This window comes from Buchananella sp. 103232 (assembly GCF_058725725.1).
The window spans coordinates 24,204-49,214 of sequence record NZ_JBZXJM010000006.1; the positions used below are offsets into that span (position 1 = coordinate 24,204).

20 protein-coding genes are annotated in these 25,011 nt (G+C 68.5%); 6 read left to right on the plus strand and 14 right to left on the minus strand.

The features are described 5' to 3' along the window. The 4 genes from AC4PWQ_RS01040 to AC4PWQ_RS01055 all read left to right on the plus strand — a co-directional run bounded on the left by AC4PWQ_RS01040 (window position 1) and on the right by AC4PWQ_RS01055 (window position 3,861). Entirely contained in the window at window positions 1-1,002 is a 1,002-nt protein-coding gene (locus tag AC4PWQ_RS01040; protein WP_371152152.1) for a glucose-6-phosphate dehydrogenase assembly protein OpcA, read from the plus strand. Beyond that, entirely contained in the window at window positions 999-1,763 is a 765-nt protein-coding gene (gene pgl, locus AC4PWQ_RS01045; RefSeq protein WP_492089518.1) for a 6-phosphogluconolactonase, read from the plus strand. The genes AC4PWQ_RS01040 and pgl overlap by 4 nt, the downstream gene beginning before the upstream one ends. Window positions 1,764-2,383: 620 nt before the next feature. After that, window positions 2,384-3,094 carry a DUF6318 family protein gene (locus tag AC4PWQ_RS01050; protein ID WP_492089519.1) on the plus strand — a complete coding sequence of 237 codons (711 nt, stop codon included), beginning with the start codon at window positions 2,384-2,386 and terminating at the stop codon, window positions 3,092-3,094. A 206-nt stretch (window positions 3,095-3,300) separates the two neighbouring features. Continuing rightward, window positions 3,301-3,861: an immunoglobulin domain-containing protein gene (locus AC4PWQ_RS01055; protein ID WP_492089520.1), complete on the plus strand. Its 561-nt coding sequence runs from the start codon at window positions 3,301-3,303 to the stop codon at window positions 3,859-3,861. A gap of 133 nt (window positions 3,862-3,994) precedes the next feature. Here the strand turns inward: AC4PWQ_RS01055 and secG are convergent, their stop codons facing one another. From secG to uvrA, 10 genes are all read right to left on the minus strand, one after another. Beyond that, on the minus strand, window positions 3,995-4,234 hold the full coding sequence (gene secG, locus AC4PWQ_RS01060) for a preprotein translocase subunit SecG (RefSeq protein WP_371152148.1): 240 nt from the start codon (window positions 4,232-4,234) through the stop codon (window positions 3,995-3,997). 140 nt (window positions 4,235-4,374) lie between these two features. Next, entirely contained in the window at window positions 4,375-5,154 is a 780-nt protein-coding gene (gene tpiA, locus AC4PWQ_RS01065) for a triose-phosphate isomerase (RefSeq protein ID WP_371164596.1), read from the minus strand. Window position 5,155: 1 nt separating this feature from the next. Then, window positions 5,156-6,346 carry a phosphoglycerate kinase gene (locus AC4PWQ_RS01070; RefSeq protein WP_492089521.1) on the minus strand — a complete coding sequence of 397 codons (1,191 nt, stop codon included), beginning with the start codon at window positions 6,344-6,346 and terminating at the stop codon, window positions 5,156-5,158. 95 nt (window positions 6,347-6,441) lie between these two features. Next, window positions 6,442-7,446 carry a type I glyceraldehyde-3-phosphate dehydrogenase gene (gap, locus tag AC4PWQ_RS01075; protein WP_371152145.1) on the minus strand — a complete coding sequence of 335 codons (1,005 nt, stop codon included), beginning with the start codon at window positions 7,444-7,446 and terminating at the stop codon, window positions 6,442-6,444. Between the two features lie 297 nt (window positions 7,447-7,743). After that, window positions 7,744-8,721: a DNA-binding protein WhiA gene (gene whiA, locus AC4PWQ_RS01080; RefSeq protein WP_371152144.1), complete on the minus strand. Its 978-nt coding sequence runs from the start codon at window positions 8,719-8,721 to the stop codon at window positions 7,744-7,746. A 44-nt stretch (window positions 8,722-8,765) separates the two neighbouring features. Then, window positions 8,766-9,698: a gluconeogenesis factor YvcK family protein gene (locus AC4PWQ_RS01085; protein ID WP_492089522.1), complete on the minus strand. Its 933-nt coding sequence runs from the start codon at window positions 9,696-9,698 to the stop codon at window positions 8,766-8,768. Beyond that, window positions 9,698-10,645, minus strand: a complete 948-nt coding sequence (gene rapZ / locus AC4PWQ_RS01090) for an RNase adapter RapZ (RefSeq protein WP_371152142.1) — start codon at window positions 10,643-10,645, stop codon at window positions 9,698-9,700. The genes AC4PWQ_RS01085 and rapZ overlap by 1 nt, the downstream gene beginning before the upstream one ends. An 84-nt stretch (window positions 10,646-10,729) precedes the next feature. After that, window positions 10,730-11,941, minus strand: a complete 1,212-nt coding sequence (gene purT, locus AC4PWQ_RS01095) for a formate-dependent phosphoribosylglycinamide formyltransferase (protein ID WP_371174176.1) — start codon at window positions 11,939-11,941, stop codon at window positions 10,730-10,732. Window positions 11,942-11,965: 24 nt separating this feature from the next. Then, a complete protein-coding gene (gene uvrC / locus AC4PWQ_RS01100) occupies window positions 11,966-14,047 on the minus strand; it encodes an excinuclease ABC subunit UvrC (RefSeq protein WP_371164592.1) in 2,082 nt (693 codons plus the stop codon). Further along, entirely contained in the window at window positions 14,040-16,895 is a 2,856-nt protein-coding gene (gene uvrA, locus AC4PWQ_RS01105; protein ID WP_371152139.1) for an excinuclease ABC subunit UvrA, read from the minus strand. Before uvrA ends, uvrC begins: the two co-directional genes overlap by 8 nt. A gap of 169 nt (window positions 16,896-17,064) precedes the next feature. Here uvrA and AC4PWQ_RS01110 point away from each other — a divergent pair, with 169 nt between their 5' ends. Both AC4PWQ_RS01110 and AC4PWQ_RS01115 read left to right on the plus strand, forming a co-directional pair. Next, window positions 17,065-17,358 carry a YciI family protein gene (locus tag AC4PWQ_RS01110; protein ID WP_371152138.1) on the plus strand — a complete coding sequence of 98 codons (294 nt, stop codon included), beginning with the start codon at window positions 17,065-17,067 and terminating at the stop codon, window positions 17,356-17,358. A 43-nt stretch (window positions 17,359-17,401) separates the two neighbouring features. Next, complete coding sequence (locus AC4PWQ_RS01115) at window positions 17,402-18,325, plus strand: bile acid:sodium symporter family protein (protein ID WP_492089523.1); 924 nt, start codon at window positions 17,402-17,404, stop codon at window positions 18,323-18,325. A gap of 76 nt (window positions 18,326-18,401) precedes the next feature. On the opposite strand, the gene AC4PWQ_RS01120 is transcribed toward AC4PWQ_RS01115, so the two are convergent. The 4 genes from AC4PWQ_RS01120 to coaE form a co-directional block, all read right to left on the minus strand. Beyond that, window positions 18,402-19,415: a TerC family protein gene (locus AC4PWQ_RS01120; RefSeq protein WP_371152135.1), complete on the minus strand. Its 1,014-nt coding sequence runs from the start codon at window positions 19,413-19,415 to the stop codon at window positions 18,402-18,404. Between the two features lie 309 nt (window positions 19,416-19,724). Further along, the gene (gene uvrB / locus AC4PWQ_RS01125; protein WP_371152134.1) at window positions 19,725-21,818 is read right to left on the minus strand and encodes an excinuclease ABC subunit UvrB; all 2,094 of its coding nucleotides are present in this window, start codon (window positions 21,816-21,818) and stop codon (window positions 19,725-19,727) included. 126 nt (window positions 21,819-21,944) lie between these two features. Next, the gene (locus AC4PWQ_RS01130; protein WP_492089524.1) at window positions 21,945-24,140 is read right to left on the minus strand and encodes an LPXTG cell wall anchor domain-containing protein; all 2,196 of its coding nucleotides are present in this window, start codon (window positions 24,138-24,140) and stop codon (window positions 21,945-21,947) included. A 235-nt stretch (window positions 24,141-24,375) separates the two neighbouring features. Continuing rightward, window positions 24,376-24,990 (minus strand): dephospho-CoA kinase, encoded by a 615-nt coding sequence (gene coaE / locus AC4PWQ_RS01135; RefSeq protein ID WP_371174180.1) that lies wholly within the window; start codon window positions 24,988-24,990, stop codon window positions 24,376-24,378. Between the last annotated feature and the right edge of the window lie 21 nt (window positions 24,991-25,011).

A 25,011-nucleotide genomic window follows, 5' to 3' on the forward strand; every position in this document is an offset into this window, starting at 1 on the left:
GTGCGAATCAAACTTGCTTACACCTCCTCCGCGAAGGTGGCCGCCCGGCTGCTGGAGCTGCGCGAATCGGGCGGCTCCTCTGCGCTCGGGCGCGTGCTGACGCTCGTGGTGGTGGTCCCCTCCCCCGCCGACGTGGAGGACGCCCTGGCGGCCACCACCGCCGCTTCCTTGGAGCACCCGTGCCGCGTGATCGTGGTGACCGGTTCGTGCGCCACGTGTAGCGAAGCGGGCGCCGCGGAAGTCGGGATGGACGACGCTGCCGCCCCGGCCAACGGCGCGGTGACGCCGTGCGAGGAACCGCGCCTGGACGCGGAGATCCGCGTGGGCCGTGGGGCCGGTGCCAGCGACATCGTGGTGCTGAACGGTCGTGGCGAGGTGGGTGGTCCGGAGACCCTGATCGCCCCGCTGCTGCTGCCCGACTCCCCGATCGTGGTGTGGTGGCCCACCGACCCGCCCAAGGCGCCCAGCCAGGACCCGTTGGGCAAGCTGGCCCACCGGCGCATCACCGACTCGCGCGGCACGCAAAACCCGATCGAGCGACTGAAGGAGCTGGCCCAGCAGCACGTGCCGGGCGACTCGGACCTCTCCTGGTCCGGCGTGACCATCTGGCGCTCGCTGATCGTGCTGGCCGCCGGCGAGCCGCCGCTGGCGCCGATCACGTCCGTCGACGTCTGGGGCAGCGCCACCCACCCGGCCGGGCGGCTCATCGGCGCCTGGCTGCGCGTCCAGTTGGGCGTGCCCGTGCGCATGCACATCAACCCGGAGGCGGCCACCGTCAACCGGGTGGTGCTGCACCGCGAGACTGGCGATGTGGAAATCGACCGTCCCGTGGGAAGTGCGGTGGCGGTGCTGCGTCGTCCAGGCGTCCCCGACGTCTCTCTGGCGCTGCCGCGGCGCACCACCGCGGACTGCCTGATGGAGGAACTGCGCCGCCTCGACGTGGACGCGATCTACGCGAAGGTGATCTCGCAGGGACTGGAGCTGGTCGAGGAGGTCCAGTGAGCAAGCAGGTTGCAAGCCGAGTCGTCGTGCTGCCGGACCTGGAGGCAGCGGCCGAGCTGGCAGGTGCCCGCCTGCTGGACGGCATCATCGCCGACCTGTCCACGCAGGACGTGACGCACGTGGTCCTCACCGGCGGCACCGCCGGCATCAGGATGCTGGTGCGCGCGGCGGCCAACCCGCTCGCGGCGGCCGTGGACTGGCGCCGGGTGCACATCTGGTGGGGCGACGAGCGCTACCTGGCTGAGAACCACCCGGAGCGCAACTCCTTCCAGGCGCACACGGCGCTGCTGGACCACCTGCCCGCGCCGGCCCACCTGCACCCCATCCCGGGGCCGCCGATGGCGCTGGAGCAGGCGGGCGTGGAGTTCGCGCGGGCGCTGGTGGCGCACGCCCGCGTGGGCGACGACCTGCCCCGCTTCGACCAGGTTTTCCTGGGCGTGGGGCCAGACGGGCACGTGGCCTCGATCTTCCCGGGGCACGCCACGCTGCAAGCCGGCGGGACCGTGGTGGTGGAGGCCAACTCCCCCAAGCCCCCGGCCGAGCGGGTCTCCCTGACGCTCGGGGCGCTTGCCACCGCGAAGCGGCTGACGTTCCTGATCGCCGGGGCGGACAAGGGCCCGGTCCTGGGCGAGATCGCCGCCGACACGGACTGCGCCCTGCCTGCGGCGGTGCTGGACCGGCTCTCCGGGCACCACGGTGCCTGGTTGACCGACCAGCCCGCGCTGCAGGCCTCGGGGTTGCCCGGGGCGCTGGAGCGGTAGCGGTCGCTAGGGGCGGGCCGAGGCTCGCTCAAACTTGGCAAACCGCGTCGAGACTTGTCCTGAGCGGCCCCGCCATTGACAAGTTCCGGCGGGCTTGGACAAGTTTCGGCGGGCTTGGACAAGGTTCAGCGGGCGCTTTCCGCGTGGCCGGGGCGCGCGGAGCTGCTGGGCCGGGTTCCAACTAGACGTTTGATGCTTCGACTAGACGTTTGACGCTTCGACTAGACGTTAACCAGGGCCGGAACGTCGAGTTGAGTGCCCCAACGTCGAGTTGAAGATCGAAACGTCTAGTTCAGACAACGCGAGCGCCAGTCCACGGGCACCTTTAGAGCGCAACCCCGTCCCAGTGCCGGCCCCTCCCCGTGTAAGCCCGGAGCATGGACGACGTTCCACCCAGCCCGTTGCTCGAGCCGGTCCCTCCGCGTGGAGGCCCGGAGCATGGACGACGTTCCGCCCGCCCCGTCGCTAGGGCCGGCCCCTCGGCGTGTTGGCCTGGGTGGGGCGCTCGTCCCTTGCTCTCTACAGGGTCTTTCTGCTGGCCGGCCGGGGAGGGCGCGAGGGCGGCGGGTGTTTTCCACAAGGGGTAGATACGGCAACGAGCCCTGGTTTAGGTTCGGTTTATGGAGATCAACCCGACCCAGCAACCGGCAGTGGCCGCCACGGGCCCGGCCCGGCGGGTGGCACCACGGCTTCTCCTTGCCACCCTGGTGGCCCTTCCCCTGCCCCTGGCCGCGTGCTCGACCCAGACCGAGGCGCCCCCAGCCCCGCTGCCCATGCCCAGCGTGAACACCACGGCGCCGGCGAGCAGCCAGCCCTCCGACCAATCCACCCAGGCAACACCGGTCCCATCAACCGGTGCTGCCAGCGAGACACCGCTCGTACCGGAGCAGATACAGGCGCCCGTCCCCTCGGACGTAGCGCTAGAGAACAGCGCCGACGGTGCCGAGGCCTACGCCTACTTCCTCTTCCAAGCCTGGTGGTACCTCATCAACACCCACGACATCGAATGGTGGGACACCAACATCCCCGACTGCGACTGGAAGCACCAGATTTACTCGATCGCTGCGGAAAAGGAGCGCAGAGGGCTGCGTAACGAAACAGCAGAGATCACCCCTTACACCACAAGCAGGAAGGTGAATCCTGAAAACTCCAGCGAGTTTGCCATTACACTGCGCGCAAACGTCGGGGACATATACGAAATATCCAAGGGTGGCACCAGGGAAATTAGCACAAAAGCAACCACCTTCGAGCTCACCGCCAGATTGGAGTACCGGGACAGCGGCTGGAAGATCGTAGGCGCAGTAAACAGCACGGTCGGAGATGAGCAGTGATCTCCCCACTATTCGTTTCCTGCCTGGTCGCGTTAACTTCCCTAACCGCCAACAACTCCGAGGACTGGACAAGCTCGATAAACAACGATTCTGGAACTGTCACCGTCACAGGTGTCTGGAATGACACGCCTTCTGACAGCGAAATTGTAGAAACCCCGATCGCGGCGTTGCCTGTGCCGTCTGTGGTTCCTACTAGGCCGCATTACTTGTGTGAGTTTGAGGACCCGACCGAGTGCATGTGGGACTACGGGGAAAAACGCCGCCTGCCCCGCCCGTCCCCCAGCCAGGCACCCGAGGTGGACTGGACCAGAGCGGTGACCATCCGGGAGGTCGAGTCCATCAACTTCGCCCCACCCGCAGTGATCATGTGGCCCAACACCGGCGACGTTCTCATCAACCTACCCACCCCCGTGATGACCGACGCGGGTGAGCGGATCTACACCCTGCAGTTCACCACCGCCGACATCCAAGTACGCGCCACCCCGTTCGAGTACACCTGGGACTTTGGCGATGGCACGGTAGAGACCGTGGACCACCCCGGCCTGCCCGACCCCCAGGCCACCTACAAACACCAATACCTCACCCGCGCCGCCAAGAACCGCATCACCCTGACCACCACCTGGAGTGCTGAGTTCCTCCACCCCCGCACCGGGGCCTGGATCCCCATCGAAGGCAGCGTGCAAACCCTCAGCTACTCGCGCTGGTTCACCCAGAAAATGGCCGTGCCCTTCCTGACCGACGAAGCCGAAAAACTAGACGGCCACTAACCCACCCCCACCCCCTTGTTGCACACGCCCCCTGCAGCCGGGCGGTGGTGCCGGCAGACACGTCGGTGGGGGCGATTCGCAAAGAATCGCCCCCACCGACATCACCTCCGGACCGCGCCTATGCGGCCCGGGCTCAGAAGAGTTCGAGCACTCCAATGAGGATGATGGAGGTTACCCACACCACTGCGGTGACAACGGTGATGCGGTTGAGGTTCCGCTCGGCAACGCCGGAGGACGACATCGAGGAGGAGATGCCACCACCGAACATGTCAGAGACGCCGCCGCCCTTGCCCTTGTGCAGCAGGATGGACAGGATCAGGAAGAGGCTGGAAATGACCAGCAGCACCTTCAGCAGGATAGAAACGAAAAACACGAGCAGACCGTTCGTACTAGCGAGCAGGGATGCCCGCGGGCCTAAGCCGCGCAGACGTACCCCCCAATGATACTGGAAAGAAAGAGTGGGGTGGCGCACCGCTCCGGGCGCGCCACCCCACCACCTGAGAGGGAGCTAGATCAGGCGTTGAAGCGCGCGATCTTGGCGAACTCCTCGGCCTGCAGGGAGGCGCCGCCCACCAGGGCACCGTCCACGTCCTCCTTGGCCATGATGTCGGCAACGTTGGAGGACTTCACGGAGCCACCGTAGAGCACGCGCACCTTGGCGGCGGTCTCGGCGTCGAACAGCTCAGCCAGGCGAACACGGATGGCGGCGCAGACCTCCTGCGCGTCCTCCGGGGTCGCCACCTCGCCGGTGCCGATCGCCCAGACGGGCTCGTAGGCAACGACGGTCTGGGCGGCCTCCTCGGCGGAGAAGTCCGCGTACATGCCGTCGATCTGAGCCAGGACGTAGGAGACCTGCTCGCCGGCCTTGCGGACGTCCAGGCCCTCGCCGCAGCACAGGATCGGGGTCATGCCGGCGGCGAGCGCCACCTTGGCCTTGGTGCCGATCAGGGCGTCGGTCTCGCCGTGGTACTCGCGGCGCTCGGAGTGACCCACCACCACGTAGGAGACACCCAGGCGGGTGAGCATGGCGGCGGAGATCTCACCGGTGTATGCGCCGGAGGCGTGCACGGAGACGTCCTGGGCGCCGTAGCGGATGGAGAGCTTGTCGGCCTCCACCAGGGTCTGCACGGAGCGGATGTCCGTGAACGGCGGAACCACCACGACCTCGACGGCGTCGTAGTCGTGGCCGGCGTCGCCCAGCGCCACGGCCAGGCCCTGCACCAGCTGGACGGCCTCGAGGTGGTCCAGGTTCATCTTCCAGTTGCCCGCCATCAGCGGCTTGCGGTTGGTCATCTCAGTCCTCCAGAACAGCGATACCGGGGAGGGTCTTGCCCTCCAGCATTTCGAGGGAAGCTCCACCACCGGTGGAGATGTGGGAGAAGGTGGCCTCGTCGAAGCCCAGGCGGCGCACGGCGGCGGCGGAGTCGCCGCCACCGATGACGGTGAAGGCGTCGCCCTCGCTCATCGCCTTGGCGACGGCGCGGGTGCCGCCGGCGAAGGCCTCGAATTCGAACACGCCCATGGGGCCGTTCCACACGATCGTCTTGGCATCGGCCAGCTTGGAGGCGTACAGCTCCTGGGAGGCCGGGCCGATGTCCAGGCCCATGTCCTCGGCCGGGATGGCGTCGGCGGCGACCACCTGGAACGGGGCGTCGGCGGCGAAGTGGGTGGCGGCCAGCACGTCAACCGGCAGCACGATCTCCACGCCGTTGGCCTCGGCGGTGGCCAGGTAGCCCTTGACGGTCTCGAGCTGGTCCTCCTCCAGCAGGGACTTGCCGACCTCGTAGCCCTTGGCCTTGAGGAAGGTGTAGGCCATGCCGCCACCGATGAACAGGCGGTCGGCCTTGTCCAGCAGGTTGGCGATCACGCCCAGCTTGTCGGAGACCTTGGAGCCACCGAGAACAACGGCGTAGGGGCGCTCCGGGTCCTTGATGGCCTTGCCCAGGGACTCGATCTCCTTGAGCACCAGCAGACCGGTCGCGGAGGGCAGCAGCTTGGCCACGTCGTAGACGGAGGCCTGCTTGCGGTGCACCACGCCGAAACCGTCGGAGACGAAAGCGTCGGCCAGCTTGGCCAGCTCGCCAGCCAGCTCCTCGCGCTCGGCGTCGACCTTGGAGGTCTCGCGGGCGTCGAAGCGGATGTTCTCCAGCAGCAGGATCTCGCCCGGGGCGAGCTCGGCGGCGAGCTTCTGAGCGGATTCGCCAACGACGTCCTCGGCCAGGGTGACCTTGGCGTCCACGAGCTCGCCGAGGCGCTTGGCGACGGGGGCCAGCGAGTAGGCGGGGTTGACCTCGCCCTTGGGGCGGCCCAGGTGAGCGGTGACGATGACGGCGGCACCGGCCTTGAGCAGGTAGTTCAGGGTGGGCAGGGCGGCGAGGATGCGGCCGTCGTCGGTGATGCGCTCGCCGTCCAGCGGGACGTTGAAGTCGGAGCGGACCAGCACGCGCTTGCCGGTGAGGTCGCCCAGGGTCTCGAGGGTCTTCATTCTTCTCCTCAGCTTTGAGTGGGACTGTCGATAAGGAAGCGGCGCCCGCGCATGGAACGTGGGCGCCGCTTCAAATGCTCAGAAACCGGTCAGGATCAGAGCTTGCCGCCGATGAAGACGGTCAGGTCAACGAGACGGTTGGAGTAACCCCACTCGTTGTCGTACCAGGACACGACCTTGACCTGGTCGCCGATGACCTTGGTGAGGCCAGCGTCGAAGATGGAGGAGTGCGGGTCGGTGACGATGTCGGTGGAGACCAGCGGCTCCTCGGAGTAGGCCAGGATGCCCTTCAGCGCACCCTCGGCGGCCTCCTTGATGGCGGCGTTGACGGCCTCGACGGTGACCTCCTCACGGGCGGTGAAGGTCAGGTCGGTGGCGGAGCCGGTGGGGACCGGAACGCGCAGGGCGTAGCCGTCCAGCTTGCCCTTCAGCTGGGGCAGAACCAGGGAGACGGCCTTGGCCGCACCGGTGGAGGTGGGGGTGATGTTCAGGGCGGCGGCGCGGGCGCGACGCAGGTCCTTGTGGGGGGCGTCCAGCAGACGCTGGTCACCGGTGTAGGCGTGAACGGTGGTCATGAGGCCACGCTCGATGCCGAACTTCTCGTCCAGAACCTTGGCCATGGGGGCCAGGCAGTTGGTGGTGCAAGAAGCGTTGGAGACGATGTTGTGCTTGGCCGGGTCGTACTCCTCGTGGTTCACACCGACGACGAAGGTGGCGTCCTCGTTCTTCGCCGGGGCGGAGATGATGACCTTCTTGGCGCCGCCCTCGAGGTGGGCCTTGGCCACCTCGGCGTCGGTGAAGAAACCGGTGGACTCGACCACGATGTCAACGTTGTGCTCGCCCCACGGGATGTTCTTGGGGTCGCGCTCGGCGAAAGCGGCGATGCGCTTGCCGTTGACGGAGATGGACTCGTCGTCGTAGGAAACCTCGGCGTCCAGGCGACCCAGGATGGAGTCGAACTTGAGCAGGTGAGCCAGGGTCTTGTTGTCCGTCAGGTCGTTGACGGCGACGACCTCGACGTCCGCACCCTGCTCGAGAGCGGCGCGGAAGAAGTTACGGCCGATGCGGCCGAAGCCGTTGATACCAACGCGGATGGTCACGATTGTCCTCCTGAAGTGCGCCAGATGGCGCGGAAGTCGTCTTTTTGGCTTGGCCCGGGTGGGGCCACCGTCCCTCTAGCCGGACGGCCAGCGTGGAACATGCCCTACGTTACACGGATGTGGCGTGGTCGATTCGGTGCAAACGTCCCAATGTGCCGCGCAATTGCTTGCGGCGAACAGAGTTGACGCACGGTTGCGTGATGGGTTGCACGATTTCGCAAGGCGCGTGTGCCCTATCGGTGTACGACGTTGCCGCCCGTCCTTTTCGCGGCGGGCGGTGGGTGAAATTGGCGGCCGTTAGTGGTCCTGGCCCTCGGGTGGGATCGCTGCGGTGGTGCCGGGAATGCCCAGTTCGTCGGCGCGCTTGTCGGCCATCGCCAGTAGGCGGCGGATGCGTCCGGCCACTGCGTCCTTGGTCAGCGGCGGCACGGTCAGGCGGCCCAGTTCCTCCAGGGAGGCCTCGGGGTGCTCCATCCGCAGGCGTCCGGCCTCTACCAGGTGGGCGGGCACGTCGCCCCCCAGGATTTCGAAGGCACGGCCCACGCGGGCGCCGGCGGTGACGGCGGCCTGGGTGGAGCGGCGCAGGTTGGCGTCGTCGAAGTTCTGCAGCCGGTTGGCGTGGCCGCGCGCCTCGCGGGTGGAGCGGCGCTCCTCCCAGCGGTGCACGGCGTCCTTGGCGCCCATCAGGGTGAGCAGGGTGGCGATGTGGTCGCCGTCGCGGATCACCACGCGGTCCCCTCCCCTGGCCTCGCGCGCCTTGGCGGACACGCCCACGCGCCGAGCCAGGCCCACGATTGCCAGGGCGGACTCGCCGCCGGGGCAGGTGATCTCCAGCGCGCCGGAGCGCCCGGGTTCGGTCAGGGAGCCGCGGGCCAGGAACGCGCCGCGCAGCGCGGCGATGGCCTCTGTGGTGGTGCCCGCCACGACGCGGGGAGGCAGGCCGCGCACCGGGCGGCCGTGGCGGTCGATGAGCCCGGTGGTGCGGGCCAGGTCCGCCCCCTTGGTGACGACCCGCACCACGTACCGGTTGCCCTTGCGCAGGCCGCCGTTAATCACGATCATCTCTGAGTCGACGTCGTACAGCTCGCGCAGGGCCTGGCGCAGCCGCCGGGCGGCGACGCCGGAGTCAAGCTCGGGGGCGAGCACCACGGTGCCGCCGGAGATCTGCAGTCCACCGGAGAATCGCACCAGCGCGGCCACCTCTGCCCGCATCTCGCCGGGGCGTTCCACCTGCACGCGCGCAAGCTCGTCCTTGACTTCGACCGTCATAGACATAGAGCTGTTCCCTTCGAGCGATGAGGTACGGGACGCGACTCCAGCTAACTTACTACGCCGGCAAAGGCCTCGCGGAACGCAGTGGCGAGACGTAACTCATCATGCACGGCCTGCCCGGCGGTGCCTCGCACGGGCCTGTAGATGGCGCGCGCGCCCATCTGTTCCACGCGCGCGTCGAGCGCGGCAGAACGCACCGATGGGTCGCAAATGACCACGTCGATGCGCAGGTCCGGGCTGTGTTCCTCCAGCACCGCCAGGTGATCGGCCTGGCTGAGCCCGGCCGCCTCGCCGCTGCCCGCGGACAGGTTCATCACCACGGCGCGGCGGGCGGGGGTGGTCACCAGGGCGTCGTGCAGGTCGCTGACCATCAGGTGCGGCAGCACGGAGGTGAACCAGGAGCCGGGCCCCAGCACCACCCAGTCCGCCTCCCGGACGGCGCTCAGCACGCGCTCGTCCACGGGCGGGTCGGAGGGCTCCAGCCACACCTCCTCCACGTTCTGCGTCACCGCCACGCGGGCCTGCCCGCGCACCACGCCCACGTCGCGCACCCGCGCCGCGATCTCCAGGGGCACGTTTGCCATCGGCATGACCCGGCCACGCGCGCCCACCAGGGCCCCGATCTGGTCGAGCGCGTCGATAGAGTCGGTGTGCAACTGCCACAGGCCGGTGATGATGAGGTTGCCGAGGGCGTGCCCGTTGAGCGGGCCGGCGGAGGCGAAGCGGTGCTGGAGCACGTTGGCCCACTCCCGTTCCCTGGGGGCCTGCGAGCAGAGCGCGGTGAGCGCCATCCGCAGGTCGCCGGGCGGCAGGCAGCCGAGCTCGCCGCGCAGCCGCCCGGAGGAGCCACCGTCGTCAGCGACCGTGACGATAGCGGTGAGCTGGTCGCTGACGTGCGTCAGCGCGCGCAGGCTCGCCGCCAGGCCGTGGCCGCCCCCAAGGGCCACCACGCTGGGGCGAGCCGTCTCCGCGCCGGTCACTACTCGCGCCCGAGGTCGCGGTGCAGCACGGTGGTGGTGAAGCCCGCCTCGCGCAGCTTCTCCCCCAGGTACTCGGTCATCGCCACGGAGCGGTGCTTGCCGCCCGTGCAGCCCACCGCGATCGTCACGTAGGGCTTGAGCTCGCTCAGGTAGCCGGCCAGCACCGGCTCCAGCGCGGACAGGTAGCGGTCGGCGAACTTGGTGGCGCCCTCCAGCCCGAGCACGTAGTCGCGCACGGGCTGGTCCTTGCCGGTGAGGTGGCGCAGCTCAGTTACCCAGTACGGGTTGGCCAGGAAACGCATGTCTACCACGTGGTCGGCGTCCAGGGGCAGCCCGTACTTGAAGCCGAAGGAGACCACTGCGACCCGCAGCGGGGAGTCCTCTCCACCCACCACCTCGCGGATGCGGCGCGCTAGGTCGTGCACCGTGAGCGAGGTGGTGTTGATGACCACGTCCGCGCGGCGGCGCAGCGGTGCCAGCAGCTCGCGCTCGGCCTTGATCGCATCGAGCATGCGGCCGTTGCCCTGCAAGGGGTGCGGGCGGCGGTTGTACTCGTAGCGCTTGACCAGTTCCTGGTCGTCGGCGTCCAGGAAGATGATGCGGTAGTGCGTCTCCTGCTGGCGCAGCTCGTCCAGCACCGCGACGAACTCGCTGAAGAACTCCCGGCTGCGCACGTCCACCACCACGGCCAGGCGGTGCACGCCGCCGGCGGCGGCGGTCATCATGCCGGCCATGGCGGTGATCATCCGCGGCGGCAGGTTGTCCACCACGTACCAGTCCAGGTCCTGCAGCGCCATGGAGGTGCGGGTGCGCCCGGCACCGGACATGCCGGTGATGATCAGCAGCTCGGGGCGCGGCGAGGTGGAGTGAGCCGCAATGCCTTCTGCGATCGCGATTCCCTCCGGGAGGGTCTGGGGGTCGGTGTCTTCCAGCTCGTTCTCACTCATGACACCAGTTTGCCATGCCGTGGGCTGGATCACTGCACGCGGTCGCCCTGTGGGCGCCCCGAGGTCGGTGCGCCGGCCCCGGTGTCAGCTCAGCTCGATGCCGATCCCGGCGGCGGTGCGGGCGGCCAGCTCGCGGGCCTCCGCCACGCTGCCGGCGCGGGCCGCCACCACGCCGAGCCGGCGACCCGGGGTGGCAGTGGGCTTGCCGAACAGGCGCAGCTCCACGCGCGGATCGGCCACGGCGGCCTCGACGCCGGTGAAGGACGCCACGCCCTCCCCCGGAGACTTCAACACGGCCGAGGCCCCGGGGCTGACCAGAGAGGTGTCCACCGGCAGGCCAAGGATGGCGCGCGCGTGCAGCTCGAACTCGCTGAATCGCTGCGTGGCCAGGGTGACCAGGCCCGTGTCGTGCGGGCGCGGGGAGACCTCAGAGAAGATCACCTGCTCCCCCTTGACGAACAGTTCCACCCCGAACACGCCCCAGCCGCCCAGGGCGCCGGTGATCGCGGTGGCCACCTCCTTTGCCCGTTCCAGGGCAGCGTCGTTCATCGGGTGCGGCTGCCAGGACTCCACGTAGTCGCCGTCCACCTGCCGGTGGCCGATAGGCGCGCACACGCTGGTGACCGTGCCACCGTCGGCGGCGCGGGAGCGCACCGTCAGGAGCGTGATCTCGTAGTCGAAGTCCACGAAGCCCTCCACGATGACGCGGCTGACCTCGCCGCGCCCGCCGGTGCGCGCCCCGCTCTGGGCGTACTCCCACGCCCCGGCCACATCCTGGGCCGTGCGGACCACGGACTGGCCCTTGCCGGAGGACGACATGACCGGCTTGATGACGGCGGGCAGCCCAACGGCCTCAACCGCCGCCTGCACCTCCTCCAGGCAGGAGGCAAAGCGATAGGCGGAGGTGGGCAGTCCCAGCTCCTCGGCCGCCAGGCGGCGGATGCCCTCGCGGTCCATGGTCAGCTGGGTGGTGCGGGCCGTGGGCACCACCCGCACCTCGCCAGCCGCCTCCAGCTCCGCCAGCGCTCCGGTGGCGATCGCCTCGATCTCGGGGACCACCACCTGCGCGCGCGAGGCCCGGATGGCCTCCTTCACCGCCACCGGGTCCAGCATGTCGATCACCATGGCGTTGTGGGCCACCTGCTGGGCCGGGGCGCCCTCGTAGCGGTCCACTGCCGTGACCTCCACGCCCAGGCGCGTCAACGCGATCGCCACCTCCTTGCCCAGCTCCCCGGAGCCCAACAGCAGGACTCGCGTGGCGGACTCAGACCAGGGGGTGCCAAGGGTGATGCTCATGGGCCCAAGCGTAGCGGCTCGCGATCAGGCCGAGTCGGCGTGCAGGGTGGCGAAGATGGCCTCCGCCAGGCGCGGCCCGACCCCCGGGGCCTCCTGCAGTTGCTCCACCGCCTGCTGCCGGATCGCGGCCACCGAACCGAAGTGGCGCAGCAGCGCGGCCTGCTTGGCCGGCCCCAGCCCGGGCACGGCGTCTAGGGCGGAGCGGGTCATGGCCTTAGAGCGCTTCTTGCGGTGGGCGGTGATGGCGAAGCGGTGGGATTCGTCGCGCAACGCCTGCAGCAGGTGCAGCGCCGGGGCGGTGCGCGGGAAGACCACCGGGAAGTCCTCCCCGGGCACCCACACCTCCTCCAGGCGCTTGGCCAGGCCCACCACGGCCACGTCCACCACGCCGAGTTCCTCCAGCACCGCAGCGGCGGTGTTCACCTGGGGCAGGCCGCCGTCGACCACCAGGAGGTCGGGGCGGTAGGCGAAGCGCCGCGGGCGCCCGGTGGCCGGGTCGATGGGCCCGGAGGCGAGCTGCTCGCCGTCCTCGTCCTCGCCGTCCTGCCCGTTGTCCTGCGCCAGCAGGCGCTTGAGGCGGCGGCGCAGCACCTCCGCCATCGCGGCCGTGTCGTCCCTGGCGCCCTGGCCGTCCTCTCCCCTGATGACGAACGAGCGGTAGTCGCTCTTGCGCGGCACGCCGTCCTCGAAGACCACCATCGAGGCCACCTGGTGGGTGCCCTGCGTGTGGGAGACGTCGAAGCACTCGATGCGCAGCGGGGCCTGGTCCAGGCCCAGGTATTCGCCCAGTTGGGAGAGGGCCTGCGCCCGTTGCGTCAGGTCGCCGGCCCGCTTGGCCCGGTGCAGCGCCAGGGACTGCACCGCGTTGGTGTGCACCCGCTGCGCCAGCTCCTTCTTCTCGCCCCGCTGCGGCACCCGCAGGCGCACCGCCGCACCGCGCAGCGCCCCCAGCCAGGACTTCAGCTCGGCGGCGTCCTCCGGCAGCACCGGTACTAGGATTTCGGCCGGAATCGCGGAGGCGGCATGGTGGGCGACGTCGTCCACCGACGTGCCTGCCCGCGTGGCGCCCCCCTTCTTTGCCTGTTCGCCGCGCGAGCGGCCCGAGGCGCTCATCTCCTTGGCGGCGGACTCCAGGGCGCTGGCCGCAGCGATCGCCAGCGCCGCCTCCTGCTCCTGGCCGTAGACCTGCTCCAGCAGCTTGGCGATCAGCTGGCCGTCGGTCAGCTCCTCCGCCAGCTCCACCACCCAGCCGCGCTGGCCCCGGATGCGCCCGCCGCGCACGTGGAACACCTGCACGGCGGCCTCCAGCTCGTCGCGGGCCAGGGCAAAGATGTCCGCGTCCGTGTCGTCGCTCAGCACCACCGCGTTTGCCTCCAGCACCCGCTCGATGGCCTTGAGCTGGTCGCGCAGGCGCGCGGCGGACTCGTAGTCCAGGCGGGCGGCGGCCTGGCGCATCTGCTCCTTCAGCTCCCGCACCACGCCACCGGTGCGCCCGGCCATGAAGGAACAGAACTCCTGCGCCAGCTGCCGGTGTTCGGCCACGCTCACCTTGCCGACGCAAGGGGCGGAGCACTTGTCGATGTAGCCCAGCAGGCACGGCTTGCCGGTGCGCTTGGCGCGGTCGAATACGCCCTTGGAGCACGAGCGCACCGGGAAGACCCGCAGCAGCGCGTCCATGGTTTCGCGGATGGCCCAGGCGTGCGCGTAGGGGCCAAAGTAGCGGGTGCCCTTGGAGCGCGCGCCGCGCGTTACCAGCACGCGCGGGTAGGTCTCCCCCATCGTCACCGCCAGGTAGGGGTAGGACTTGTCGTCCTTGAACATGACGTTGAAGCGCGGATCGAACTCCTTGATCCACGAGTACTCCAGCGCCAGCGCCTCCACCTCGGTGGCCACCACGGTCCACTCCACCGCGCACGCGGTGGTGACCATCTGCTGGGTGCGCTCGTGCAGCGCGGCGATGTCCTGGAAGTAGTTGGACAACCGCTGGCGCAGGTTCTTCGCCTTGCCGACGTAGATGACGCGCCGCTGCTCGTCCAGGAAGCGGTAGACGCCCGGGTCCGTGGGAATGGACCCGGGCGCGGGCCGGTACGTGGACGGGTCAGCCAACGCTGCGCCCGCGTGCCTCGAGCAGCTCGCGCAGGTAGCGGCCCGTGTGGGACTCCTCCACCGTGGCCACCTGCTCCGGCGTGCCCGTGCAAAGCACGCGCCCGCCGCCGCTGCCGCCTTCCGGCCCCATGTCCACGATCCAGTCCGCGTTGGCGATCACGTCCAGGTTGTGCTCGATCACCAGCACCGTGTTGCCCTTGTCCACCAGGCCCTGCAGCACGCGCAGCAGCTTGGAGATGTCTTCCAGGTGCAGGCCCGTGGTGGGCTCGTCGAGCACGTAGATGGTGCGTCCGGTGGACCGCTTTTGCAGCTCGCTGGCCAGCTTGACGCGCTGCGCCTCGCCGCCGCTGAGCGTGGTGGCGCTCTGCCCCAGGCGCACGTAGCCCAGGCCCACGTCCACCAGGGTGTCTAGGTGACGGGCGATGGCGGGAACGGCGCGGAAGAACTCGGCCGCCTCCTCGATGGGCATGTTCAGAACGTCGGCCACCGTCTTGCCCTTGAAGTGCACCTCCAGGGTCTCGCGGTTGTAGCGCGAACCTTCGCACACCTCGCAGGGCACGTACACGTCCGGCAGGAAGTTCATCTCGATCTTCAGCGTGCCGTCGCCCTTGCAGGACTCGCAGCGCCCGCCCTTGACGTTGAAGCTGAACCGGCCGGGCTGGTAGCCGCGCACCTTGGCCTCCGGCGCGGAGGCGAACAGCTTGCGGATGTGGTCCCACACGCCCGTGTAGGTGGCGGGGTTGGAGCGCGGGGTGCGGCCGATGGGCGACTGGTCCACGTGCACCACCTTGTCCAGGTGCTCCAGGCCCTCGACGCTCTTGTGCTTGCCGGCCACGATGCGCGCCCCGTTCAGCTTGGCGGCCAGCACCTGGTAGAGCACCCCGTTGACCAGGGAGGACTTGCCGGAGCCGGACACGCCCGTGACGGCCACGAGGTTGCCCAGCGGGAAGGAGACGGTGACGTTTTGCAGGTTGTTCTCCCGCGCCCCGACCACGGTGAGCTGGCGCGCCTTGTCCTGCTTGCGGCGCTCGGTGGGCACCACGATCTCCTTGCGGCCGGACAGGTAGGCGCCGGTGAGCGAGCGCTCGTTTGCCAGCAGGCCCTCCAGGGTGCCGGAGTGCACCACCTCGCCGCCGTGCTCGCCGGCGCCGGGGCCGATGTCCACCAGCCAGTCGGCGGTGCGGATGGTGTCCTCGTCGTGCTCCACCACGATCAGCGTGTTGCCGAGGTCGCGCAGGCGGGTCAGGGTGTCGATCAGGCGGCGGTTGTCGCGCTGGTGCAGGCCGATGGAGGGCTCGTCGAGCACGTAGAGCACGCCCACCAGGCCCGCGCCGATCTGGGTGGCCAGGCGGATGCGCTGCGCCTCGCCGCCAGAGAGCGTCCCGGCGGCCCGCGAGAGGGTGAGGTAGGTCAGGCCCACGTCCACCAGGAAGCCCAGGCGCGCGTCGATCTCGATGAGCACCTGCGCGGCGATCGCCCGCTCGCGCTGCCCCAGCTCGACGTTTTGCAGGTAGGCGCGGGCGTCGGCGATCGACAGCTCGGAGATCTCGGCGATGTTCAGCTCACCGATCCGCACGGCCAGTACCTCCGGGCGCAGGCGCGCCCCGTTGCAGGCCCCGCAGGGGATCTCCCGCATGAAGGACTCGTAGCGCTCGCGCTGCGAATCGGACTCCGTCTCCTGGTGCTTGCGCTCCACGAACGTGACGGCGCCCTCGAAGCCGCTGGTGATGGTGCGTTCGCGCCCCCATCGGTTGCGATACGTTTGGCGCACCGTGTAGTCCCGCCCGTAGAGCAGCATCTGCTTGGCGCTCTTGGAGAGCTTCTTCCAGGGCGTGTTGAGGTCGAATCCCTCCTGGCTGGCCACCACCTGCGCTTGGCGCAGGAAGTACTCCGGGTAGCCCACCCAGACGGCGATGGCGCCCTCGTTGACGGACAGGTCCGGGTTGGGCACCACCAGTTCCGGGTCCACCTCGAGGCGCGAACCGATGCCGCTGCACTCCGGGCAGGCGCCGTAGGGGGCGTTGAATGAGAAGGTGCGCGGCTCGATCTCGTCCAGGGCGAGCGGGTGGTCGTTGGGGCAGGCGCGCTTCTCGCTGAAACGGCGCCGACGCTCGGGGTCGTCGTCCTCGCGGTCCACGTAGTCCACCACTACCAGGCCGTCGGCCAGGCGCAGGGCGGCCTCCACGGAGTCGGTGAGGCGTTGGCGCAGCCCGTCGCGAATCTTGAGGCGGTCTATCACCACGTCGATGTCGTGCTTGAGCTTCTTCTCCAGCGTGGGCGGCTCCTCCAGGCGCACCGCAGCGCCGTCCACGATTGCGCGCGAGTATCCCTGGGCCCGCAGGTCGGCAAAGAGCTCGCCGTACTCTCCCTTGCGGCCGCGCACCACGGGCGCGAGCAGCTGCAGGCGGGTGCCCTCCGGTTGCTCAAGCACGCGGTCGACGATCTGCTGCGCGCTCTGCGCGGTGATCTTCTCGCCGCACTCGGGGCAGTGGGCGGTGCCGGCGCGGGCGAACAGGAGGCGCAGGTAGTCGTGCACCTCGGTGATCGTGCCGACGGTGGAGCGCGGGTTGCGGGAGGTGGACTTCTGGTCGATCGAGACGGCCGGGGACAGGCCCTCGATGAAGTCCACGTCAGGCTTGTCCATGCGGCCCAGGAACTGGCGGGCGTAGGAGGAGAGCGATTCGACGTAGCGCCGCTGCCCCTCCGCGAAGATCGTGTCGAATGCGAGGGATGACTTGCCCGAGCCCGACAGCCCCGAGAACACGATCATCGCGTTGCGGGGCAGCTCGAGGTCAACGCCCTTGAGGTTGTGTTCGCGCGCACCGCGCACCACCAGTTTGTCTTGCACCTTGCCAGTCTACGTTCGCCCTGTTATTCGCACAAACGTTCGAATGGGTGAGGTGGTGGCGGCTGGGGTTCGGTTGGACGACGCCCCGCCTGCCGCAGCGATGCACCGCCCGCCCGGAGTCGAGCCGCACTAAGCTAGACGCGTCCGCGCAAGAGCGAGAGGAACGACGATGGCGTTTGTGGCAGTTGAGTACGTGTACGACCCGGCCCTGGCCGAGGAGATGGCGCAGGTGCGCCCGGCGCACCGCGAGTTCCTGGCCTCGCTGTTCGAGCAGGGCAAGCTGGTGGCCTCCGGCCCGTTCACCGAGGCAGACGCGCCCGGTGCGTTGATCCTGCTCGCGGTGGAGGACGTCGCGGCGGGGCTGGAACTCCTGGAGGCTGACCCGTTCTTCCAGGCGAACCTGATCGCGGGTCGCAGCGCGCGGGCCTGGAACCCGGTGATCGGCGAGTTCGCCGGCCGCTAGATTGGCTTCGCTCCGGCGCCGGCGGTTCTGGCCCGATCCTTTCGTGGTCGGGATAGTCGGTGCACTGTTTGCCGGCCTGTTCCTGCCGGCGCCGCCGGGCGCCCAGGCCCCCCTGGGGGTGGTGCGCACCGGGGCGGTGGTGGTGCTTTTCTTCCTCTACGGTGCCCGCCTGCGCGGCCGCGAGGTGTGGTCAGGGGTGCGGAACTGGCGCCTGCAGCTGCTCACCCCGGTGGTGACCTTCGTGATCTACCCGCTGGTGGGCCTGGCGGTTTCCGCCGCGCTGGAGCCATGGCTGGGCGTCTTCTCCCTTGGGGTGCTCTTTACCGCGCTGCTGCCCTCCACGGTGCAGACCTCGATCACGCTGACCTCCATCGCGCGCGGCAACGTGGCCGGCGCGGTGGTGGCGGCCACCGTCTCCAACCTGGCGGGGGTGTTCCTCACCCCGGTGCTGGTGATGATCTACCTGGGCGGTGAGGTGGGCATAGGTTTTGCCCAGTTCGGCAAGGTGGCAGCCCAGATCCTGCTGCCCTTCGTGGTGGGCCAGGTGGCCGGGCGCTGGACCGGGAACTGGTTGCGGGCCAGGCCGCGCCTGACGCGCGCTTGGGACCAATCCACGCTGGTGCTGATCGTCTACATTTCGGTGGGCCAGGCCACCACGGCCGGCGCGTGGGAGTCGGTGAGCGCCCCGATGCTCGCCGCCCTGCTGGTCTCCTGCCTCCTGCTGCTGGCGCCGGTGCTGGCGCTGACGTGGTGGGGCGGAGCGGCTTTGCGGCTGGATCGCTCAGACCGGATCGCCTTCCTCATGTGCGGCTCGGTGAAGGCACTGACCTCGGGGCTGCCCATGGCGGCGGTGTTGTTCCCGCCCGAGCTGTTGGCGGCTGCGACGATCCCGGTGGTGCTGTTCCACCAGGTGCAGCTCGTCGTGAAGTCCGTGCTGGCCCAGCGCCTGGCTGCCCGCAGCGGCTAGCGGCCTGTCCAGCGCAATCGGGTGGGGTGGCAGCGTTTTCTTCGCTGCCACCCCACCCGATATGGACCGCCTAAAGCTACTTCGAGGCGAGCTGCTTTCGCTTGTCCATCCCGGACTTCACCATCGAGGCGATCACGGTGACGGTCAGGATGCAGACAATGACCCCCAGGGAGAACATCGTGGAGGGCTCCGGCAGCAGGTGGACGGGCTGGCCGCCGTTGATGAACGGGACCTCGTTCTCGTGCAGCGCGTGCAGCAGCAGCTTGGCGCCGATGAAGCCCAGGATGGCGGCAAGGCCGTAGTGCAGGTAGACCAGGCGGTCCAGCAGGCCATCGATGAGGAAGTAGAGCTGGCGCAGGCCGAGCAGGGAGAAGGCGTTGGCGGCGAACACCAGGAAGGGCTCGCGCGTCACGGAGAAGATGGCCGGGATAGAGTCCACGGCGAACATGACGTCCGCGGTGCCCACGGCGATGATGCACAGCAGCAGCGGGGTGATCGCGGTCTTGCCGGCGTGGCGGTGAATCAGCTTGCCGCCCACGAAACCGTCCGTCATCGGCACCACGCGCGCCACGAGCTTCACGAAGCCGGTGGGCTTGTACTCCTCGTCCTCGACCGCGTGTTCCTTGTCCCCGGTGGCTCCCTCCAGGGCCTGCTGCACAGCCACCCACAGGAGCCAGGCACCGAACAGGTAGAACACCCACGCCCAGTGCTCGATCATCGCGGTACCGGCCAGGATGAAGATCAGGCGCAGCACCAGGGCGAAGACGATGCCCACCAGCAGCACCTCCTGCTGGTAGGCGCGGGGCACTCTGAAGGCACTGAGGATGATGACGAACACGAAGAGGTTGTCGATGCTCAACGCCTTCTCGGTGACGTAACCGGCGAAGTACTGCCCGGTGTACTCACCACCCCAGAAGTACCAGACGATCGCACCGAACACGATGGCCATCGCCACGTAGGCGGCCGACCAGATCGCCGCCTCCTTCAGGGTGGGCTCGTGCGGGGTGCGCACGTGGCCCACGATGTCCACCACGATCATGGCGAGGATGATGCCGGTCAGGCCAAGCCAACCAAGCAGATGTACGTCCATATGTATGACTCTCCAATGTCTCATTGGAGGTCTCTTCCCGCCTTGGAGGCCTGGGACGCCGAGCGCGCTTCGCCGTGATGACGACGCCCCTGTTGATGGGAGTACTCCCCTCCGCAGCCTCCAAAAATACCGGCCCGGGCCCCCACCGCGCTAACCGGCCGCTCAGGACAATGCTCACAGGGGCGCCGCTCAGCGCCTGCGGGCGGTGGGAGGCCAACGTCGGCCCACTAGTCCGACCGGTAATCGCCTCCGGGCGGTGGGAGGCCAACGTCGGCCCCCTAAACCGGCCGGCTCGCGGCCCGCCTGCGGCTAGCCCACCGCCTTGAGGGTGCGCAGCTCCTTCTTCAGGTCGGCCACCTCGTCGCGCAGCCTGGCCGCCACCTCGAACTGCAGGTCCTCTGCGGCGGCGTGCATCTGCGCGGTCAGCTCCTCGATCAGCCCGGCCAGGTCGTCCACCGCCACGCCGGCAAGCCGCTCCCGCACCGTGACCGTGGCGTCCTTGCGCTCGCGCTTGGAGGGTCCCTGCCCCGCGCCCCGGTAGCCGCCGGCGAGCAGCTCGGCGGTGTCCACGTCCTCGCGGGCCAGCATGTCGGTGACGTCGGCGATCTTCTTGCGCAGCGGCTGCGGGTCGATCCCGTGCGCCTTGTTGTAGGCGATCTGCTTCTCCCGCCTGCGCTCGGTCTCGTCGATCGCGGCCGCCATCGCCGGGGACACGCTGTCCGCGTACATGATGACCTCACCGCTGACGTTGCGGGCGGCGCGGCCGATGGTCTGGATCAGCGACTTGGCCGAGCGCAGGAAGCCCTGCTTGTCCGCGTCCAGGATCGCCACCAGGGAGACTTCGGGCAGGTCCAGGCCCTCGCGCAGCAGGTTGATGCCCACCAGCACGTCGAAGGTGCCCAGCCGCAGCTCGCGCAGCAGCTCCACGCGCCGCAGCGTGTCCACGTCCGAGTGCAGGTACTCCACGCGCACGCCGCGCTCGGCGAAGTACGTGGTGAGGTCCTCCGCCATCTTCTTCGTCAGGGTGGTGACCAGGACGCGCTCGCCACGCTCGGTGCGGGCGCGGATCTCCCCCAACAGGTCGTCGATCTGCCCCTGGGTGGGCTTGACCACCACCTTCGGGTCCAGCAGGCCAGTGGGGCGGATGATCTGCTCCACCACCCCGTCGCTGCGCTCCAGCTCGTACTCGCCCGGCGTGGCGGAGAGGTAGACGGTCTGGCCTATCCGCTCCAGGAACTCCCCCCACTTCAGGGGCCGGTTGTCGAGCGCGGAGGGCAGGCGGAAGCCGTGCTCCACCAGGGTGCGCTTGCGGGAGGCGTCGCCCTCGTACATCGCGCCAATCTGCGGCACCGTCACGTGGGACTCGTCGATGACCAGCAGGAAGTCCTCCGGGAAGTAGTCCAGCAGCGTGTTCGGGGCGCTGCCGCGCTCGCGCCCGTCGATGTGGAGCGAGTAGTTCTCGATGCCGGAGCAGGTGCCCACCTGCCGCATCATTTCGAGGTCGAAGGTGGTGCGCATGCGCAGACGCTGGGCCTCCAGCAGCTTGCCCGCCTTCTCGAACTCCGCCACCCGCGCCTCCATCTCCGCCTCGATGGAGGAAATCGCGCGGGCCATGCGCTCCGGGCCGGCCACGTAGTGGGAGGCGGGAAACAGGAAGACCTGCTCTTCTTGCCGAATCACGTCCCCGGTGAGCGGGTGCAAGGTGGCCAGCGCCTCGATCTCGTCACCGAACATCTCGATGCGCACCGCGTTTTCCTCATACACGGGAATGACGTCGATGGTGTCTCCCCGCACCCGGAAGGTGCCGCGCTGGAAGTCCATGTCGTTGCGGTTGTACTGGATGTCCACCAGGCGCCGCAGCAACTCCTCGCGCGTGAGCTCCATGCCCACCTCGAGCGGGATCATGCGGTCCACGTACTCCTGGGGGGTGCCCAGGCCGTAGATGCAGGAGACAGAGGCGACCACCACCACGTCTCGGCGCGTCAGGAGCGAGTTGGTGGCCGAGTGGCGCAGCCGCTCGACCTCGTCGTTGATGGACGAGTCCTTCTCGATGAAGGTGTCCGTCTGGGGCACGTAGGCCTCGGGCTGGTAGTAGTCGTAGTAGCTGACGAAGTATTCCACCGCGTTGTTCGGCAGCAGTTCGCGCAGTTCGGCAGCCAGCTGGGCGGCCAGCGTCTTGTTGGGGGCCAGCACCAGGGCGGGACGGCCCAGTTTCTCGATCAGCCAGGCGGTGGTGGCGCTCTTGCCGGTACCGGTGGCGCCCAGGAGCACGACGTCGCTCTCCCCCGCGTTGATTCGCTCGGCCAGTTCCTTGATTGCCTGGGGCTGGTCACCGGCCGGCTGGAACTCTGAGATGACCTGGAATGGGGCGACGGAGCGAACGAGGTCGGTTACGGGGCGCATGGCGACAAGACTACGTGGGTGGCCGACGTCCCGCCCGCCGCGCCTTTGCCGAGACGCGTTTGGGGGTGGGAAGCCTGTTGGCTTCCCACCCCCAAACTCACGCCTTGGAAGCGAGCTTTCCGCTTATCAGCGCTCGTTGCGGCGGCGAGAAATCGCCATCGTGGCGCCGGCACCAAGAAGCACGGCGAGGGTCAGGACGATCATGCCCTGGTCGAAACCGGTCTTGGCGAGCGTCTTGCCCTTGCCCTTGGCCGGGGTGCTGGGCTGGGCGCTGGCCTGCTGGGTGGCGGCGACGGTGGGCTTGACGGTGGGCTGGTCCGTGGCGGCCTGGCTCGGGCCCTGCGCACCGGCCGAGGAGTTGTCGCCCGGGGCCTCGGTGCCATTTCCGCCCGGCTGGCCGGAGACGGACGGGTTCGGGGTGGCGGACTCAGAGGGAGCCGCAGTCGCGGACTCAGAAGGCGCCGCAGTCGCGGACTCAGAAGGCGCCGGGGTGGCGGACTCAGAAGGCGCCGGGGTGGCGGACTCGGAGGGCGCCGGGGTGGCGGACTCGGAGGGCGCCGGGGTGGGGGTGCAGTTCAGCGTGGCCGGGTCCACCAGGGTCAGCTCCTTGGCGTCGCCCAGCTTGATGAAGCGGTCGGACTGACCGGCGGTCAGGGCCAGGGCGGTGTCGTACAGCGAGGGCTGGTAGGCCTGCTCGGCGTCGAACCAGTAGGCCTGCACGCTGATCGGCTTGGTGTAGTCGAACACGAAGGAGGGGTAGGCAGCCTTAATGTCAGCGGCGCTGAGCTTGCCCTCGGTCCACAGCTTCTGACGCAGCTCCTGCTTCAGGGAGATGGACTTGCCGTCGTGAGTGGCAACGAAACGGTAGTTGGCGTGCTTCTGGGCCACGTCAACGGTCATCACGTTGTCAATGACCTGACCGGCCTCACACTTCGCGGCAGCCAGCTCGAAAGTCGGCGCGGCCGGAGCCGTAGCAATCAACGGCGTGCAGTTCAGCGTGGCCGGGTCCACCAGGGTCAGCTCCTTGGCGTCGCCCAGCTTGATGAAGCGGTCGGACTGACCGGCGGTCAGGGCCAGGGCGGTGTCGTACAGCGAGGGCTGGTAGGCCTGCTCGGCGTCGAACCAGTAGGCCTGCACGCTGATCGGCTTGGTGTAGTCGAACACGAAGGAGGGGTAGGCAGCCTTAATGTCAGCGGCGCTGAGCTTGCCCTCGGTCCACAGCTTCTGACGCAGCTCCTGCTTCAGGGAGATGGACTTGCCGTCGTGAGTGGCAACGAAACGGTAGTTGGCGTGCTTCTGGGCCACGTCAACGGTCATCACGTTGTCAATGACCTGACCGGCCTCACACTTCGCGGCAGCCAGCTCGAAAGTCGGCGCGGCCGGAGCCGTAGCAATCAACGGCGTGCAGTTCAGCGTGGCCGGGTCCACCAGGGTCAGCTCCTTGGCGTCGCCCAGCTTGATGAAGCGGTCGGACTGACCGGCGGTCAGGGCCAGGGCGGTGTCGTACAGCGAGGGCTGGTAGGCCTGCTCGGCGTCGAACCAGTAGGCCTGCACGCTGATCGGCTTGGTGTAGTCGAACACGAAGGAGGGGTAGGCAGCCTTAATGTCAGCGGCGCTGAGCTTGCCCTCGGTCCACAGCTTCTGACGCAGCTCCTGCTTCAGGGAGATGGACTTGCCGTCGTGAGTGGCAACGAAACGGTAGTTGGTGTGCTTCTGGGCCACGTCAACGGTCATCACGTTGTCAATGACCTGACCGGCCTCACACTTTGCGGCAGCCAGCTCGAAAGTCGGCGCGGCCGGAGCCGTAGCAATCAACGGCGTGCAGTTCAGCGTGGCCGGGTTTATTAGGGTAAAGGGGTTCGACGCCCCCAGAAGCGTAGCGTTGGTTAGATCGGGGCCGTACTCGAGGTCTACGGTGGTCCTGCGAGACTGCGGGTACTTGTACGGAGCTGCCTTGTTGTTGAACCAGTAGGCCTTCACCGTCACCTCCTTCCCGTAACCCAGCGAGGCGTTGCCTCCAAGCAAGGTGGCTATGTCCACCTCGTTACCAGCCAGCACAACGGCACGTTCAGGGCCACTCAGTTGCTTGACCGGGAGGTTGCGGCCCTTTACTTCGATCACGAAGCGGTACTGCTTCTTGTAGGCCTCGTCGGTGTTAAACCCGTCCACGCGCACCCTATTCGTCTTGTTCTCGCACGTCGCGGGGGTCAGCGTCACCACGGGGGTCTTCGGCTCCACCGGACCGCTGTCCGCAGATGCGGTGGCGTGAACGGTGATCGCGAGAGCACAGGCGGCAAGCGCCGCCCCGAGCTTCCTCAGCATGAAGGCATTCCTTTCGTAGCCCGGCATTTCTGCCACTTCTCGCCACCGTCAACGCGAATCAACCGCACTTCCGGAGGCTGCCTGGCGCAATCTTGGCACGTAATGGTGAACAAGTGTGAAACGTGTAGTGACGAAGTATGCCACATTTCGGGCTGTGGATACCGCCTGCACAGCCCGGTCGTTGTGATATTGCCGATCCGGGCGCGCAAGCCAGCGCTTGGTGACTGCTCGGGGCCTAGTTTGCGCCCCTACCCGTGTCCCGACGCAAGCGGGCCGCATCCGCCCACTGTTCAAAATGTGGACGCAGATTGGTGGCAAGCTGCTCCACGCTGGCGTCGTTGACCAGAACCACGTCGGCGATCGCCCGGCGCTCCTCGTCGCTCGCCTGCGCTTCGATCCGCGCCAGGGCGTCTTGGGCGCTCATTCCCCGCCCCGCCAGGCGTCGCAGCCGCAGCGGCACCGGCGTCTCCACCACCAAGACCGCGTCGTAGTCCTTCTCCGCGCGCAACTCGGTTAACAGCGGGATGTCGTAGACCACCACGGAGCCGGGCGGCGCGGCCGCGAAGGCACGCCCGGCGGCGGCCTGAATCGCGGGGTGCATGACGTCTTCAAGGGCCGCGCGGGCAACGTCGTCCGAGAAAACTATCCGGGCCAGGGCGGCGCGGTCTAACTCGTCGGTCGTGCTGAGGACCTCCGGGCCAAACAACGAAACGATCGCCTCCAGGGCGTCGCTGCCCGGGGCGACCACCTGCCGGGCCAGTTCGTCTGCGGAGACCACGACGGCGCCAGCGTCGGCGCAAATCGCTGCGACGGTGGACTTGCCCGCGCCTATTCCGCCGGTTAGTCCCACTAGGAAGATCCTGCTGCGGTG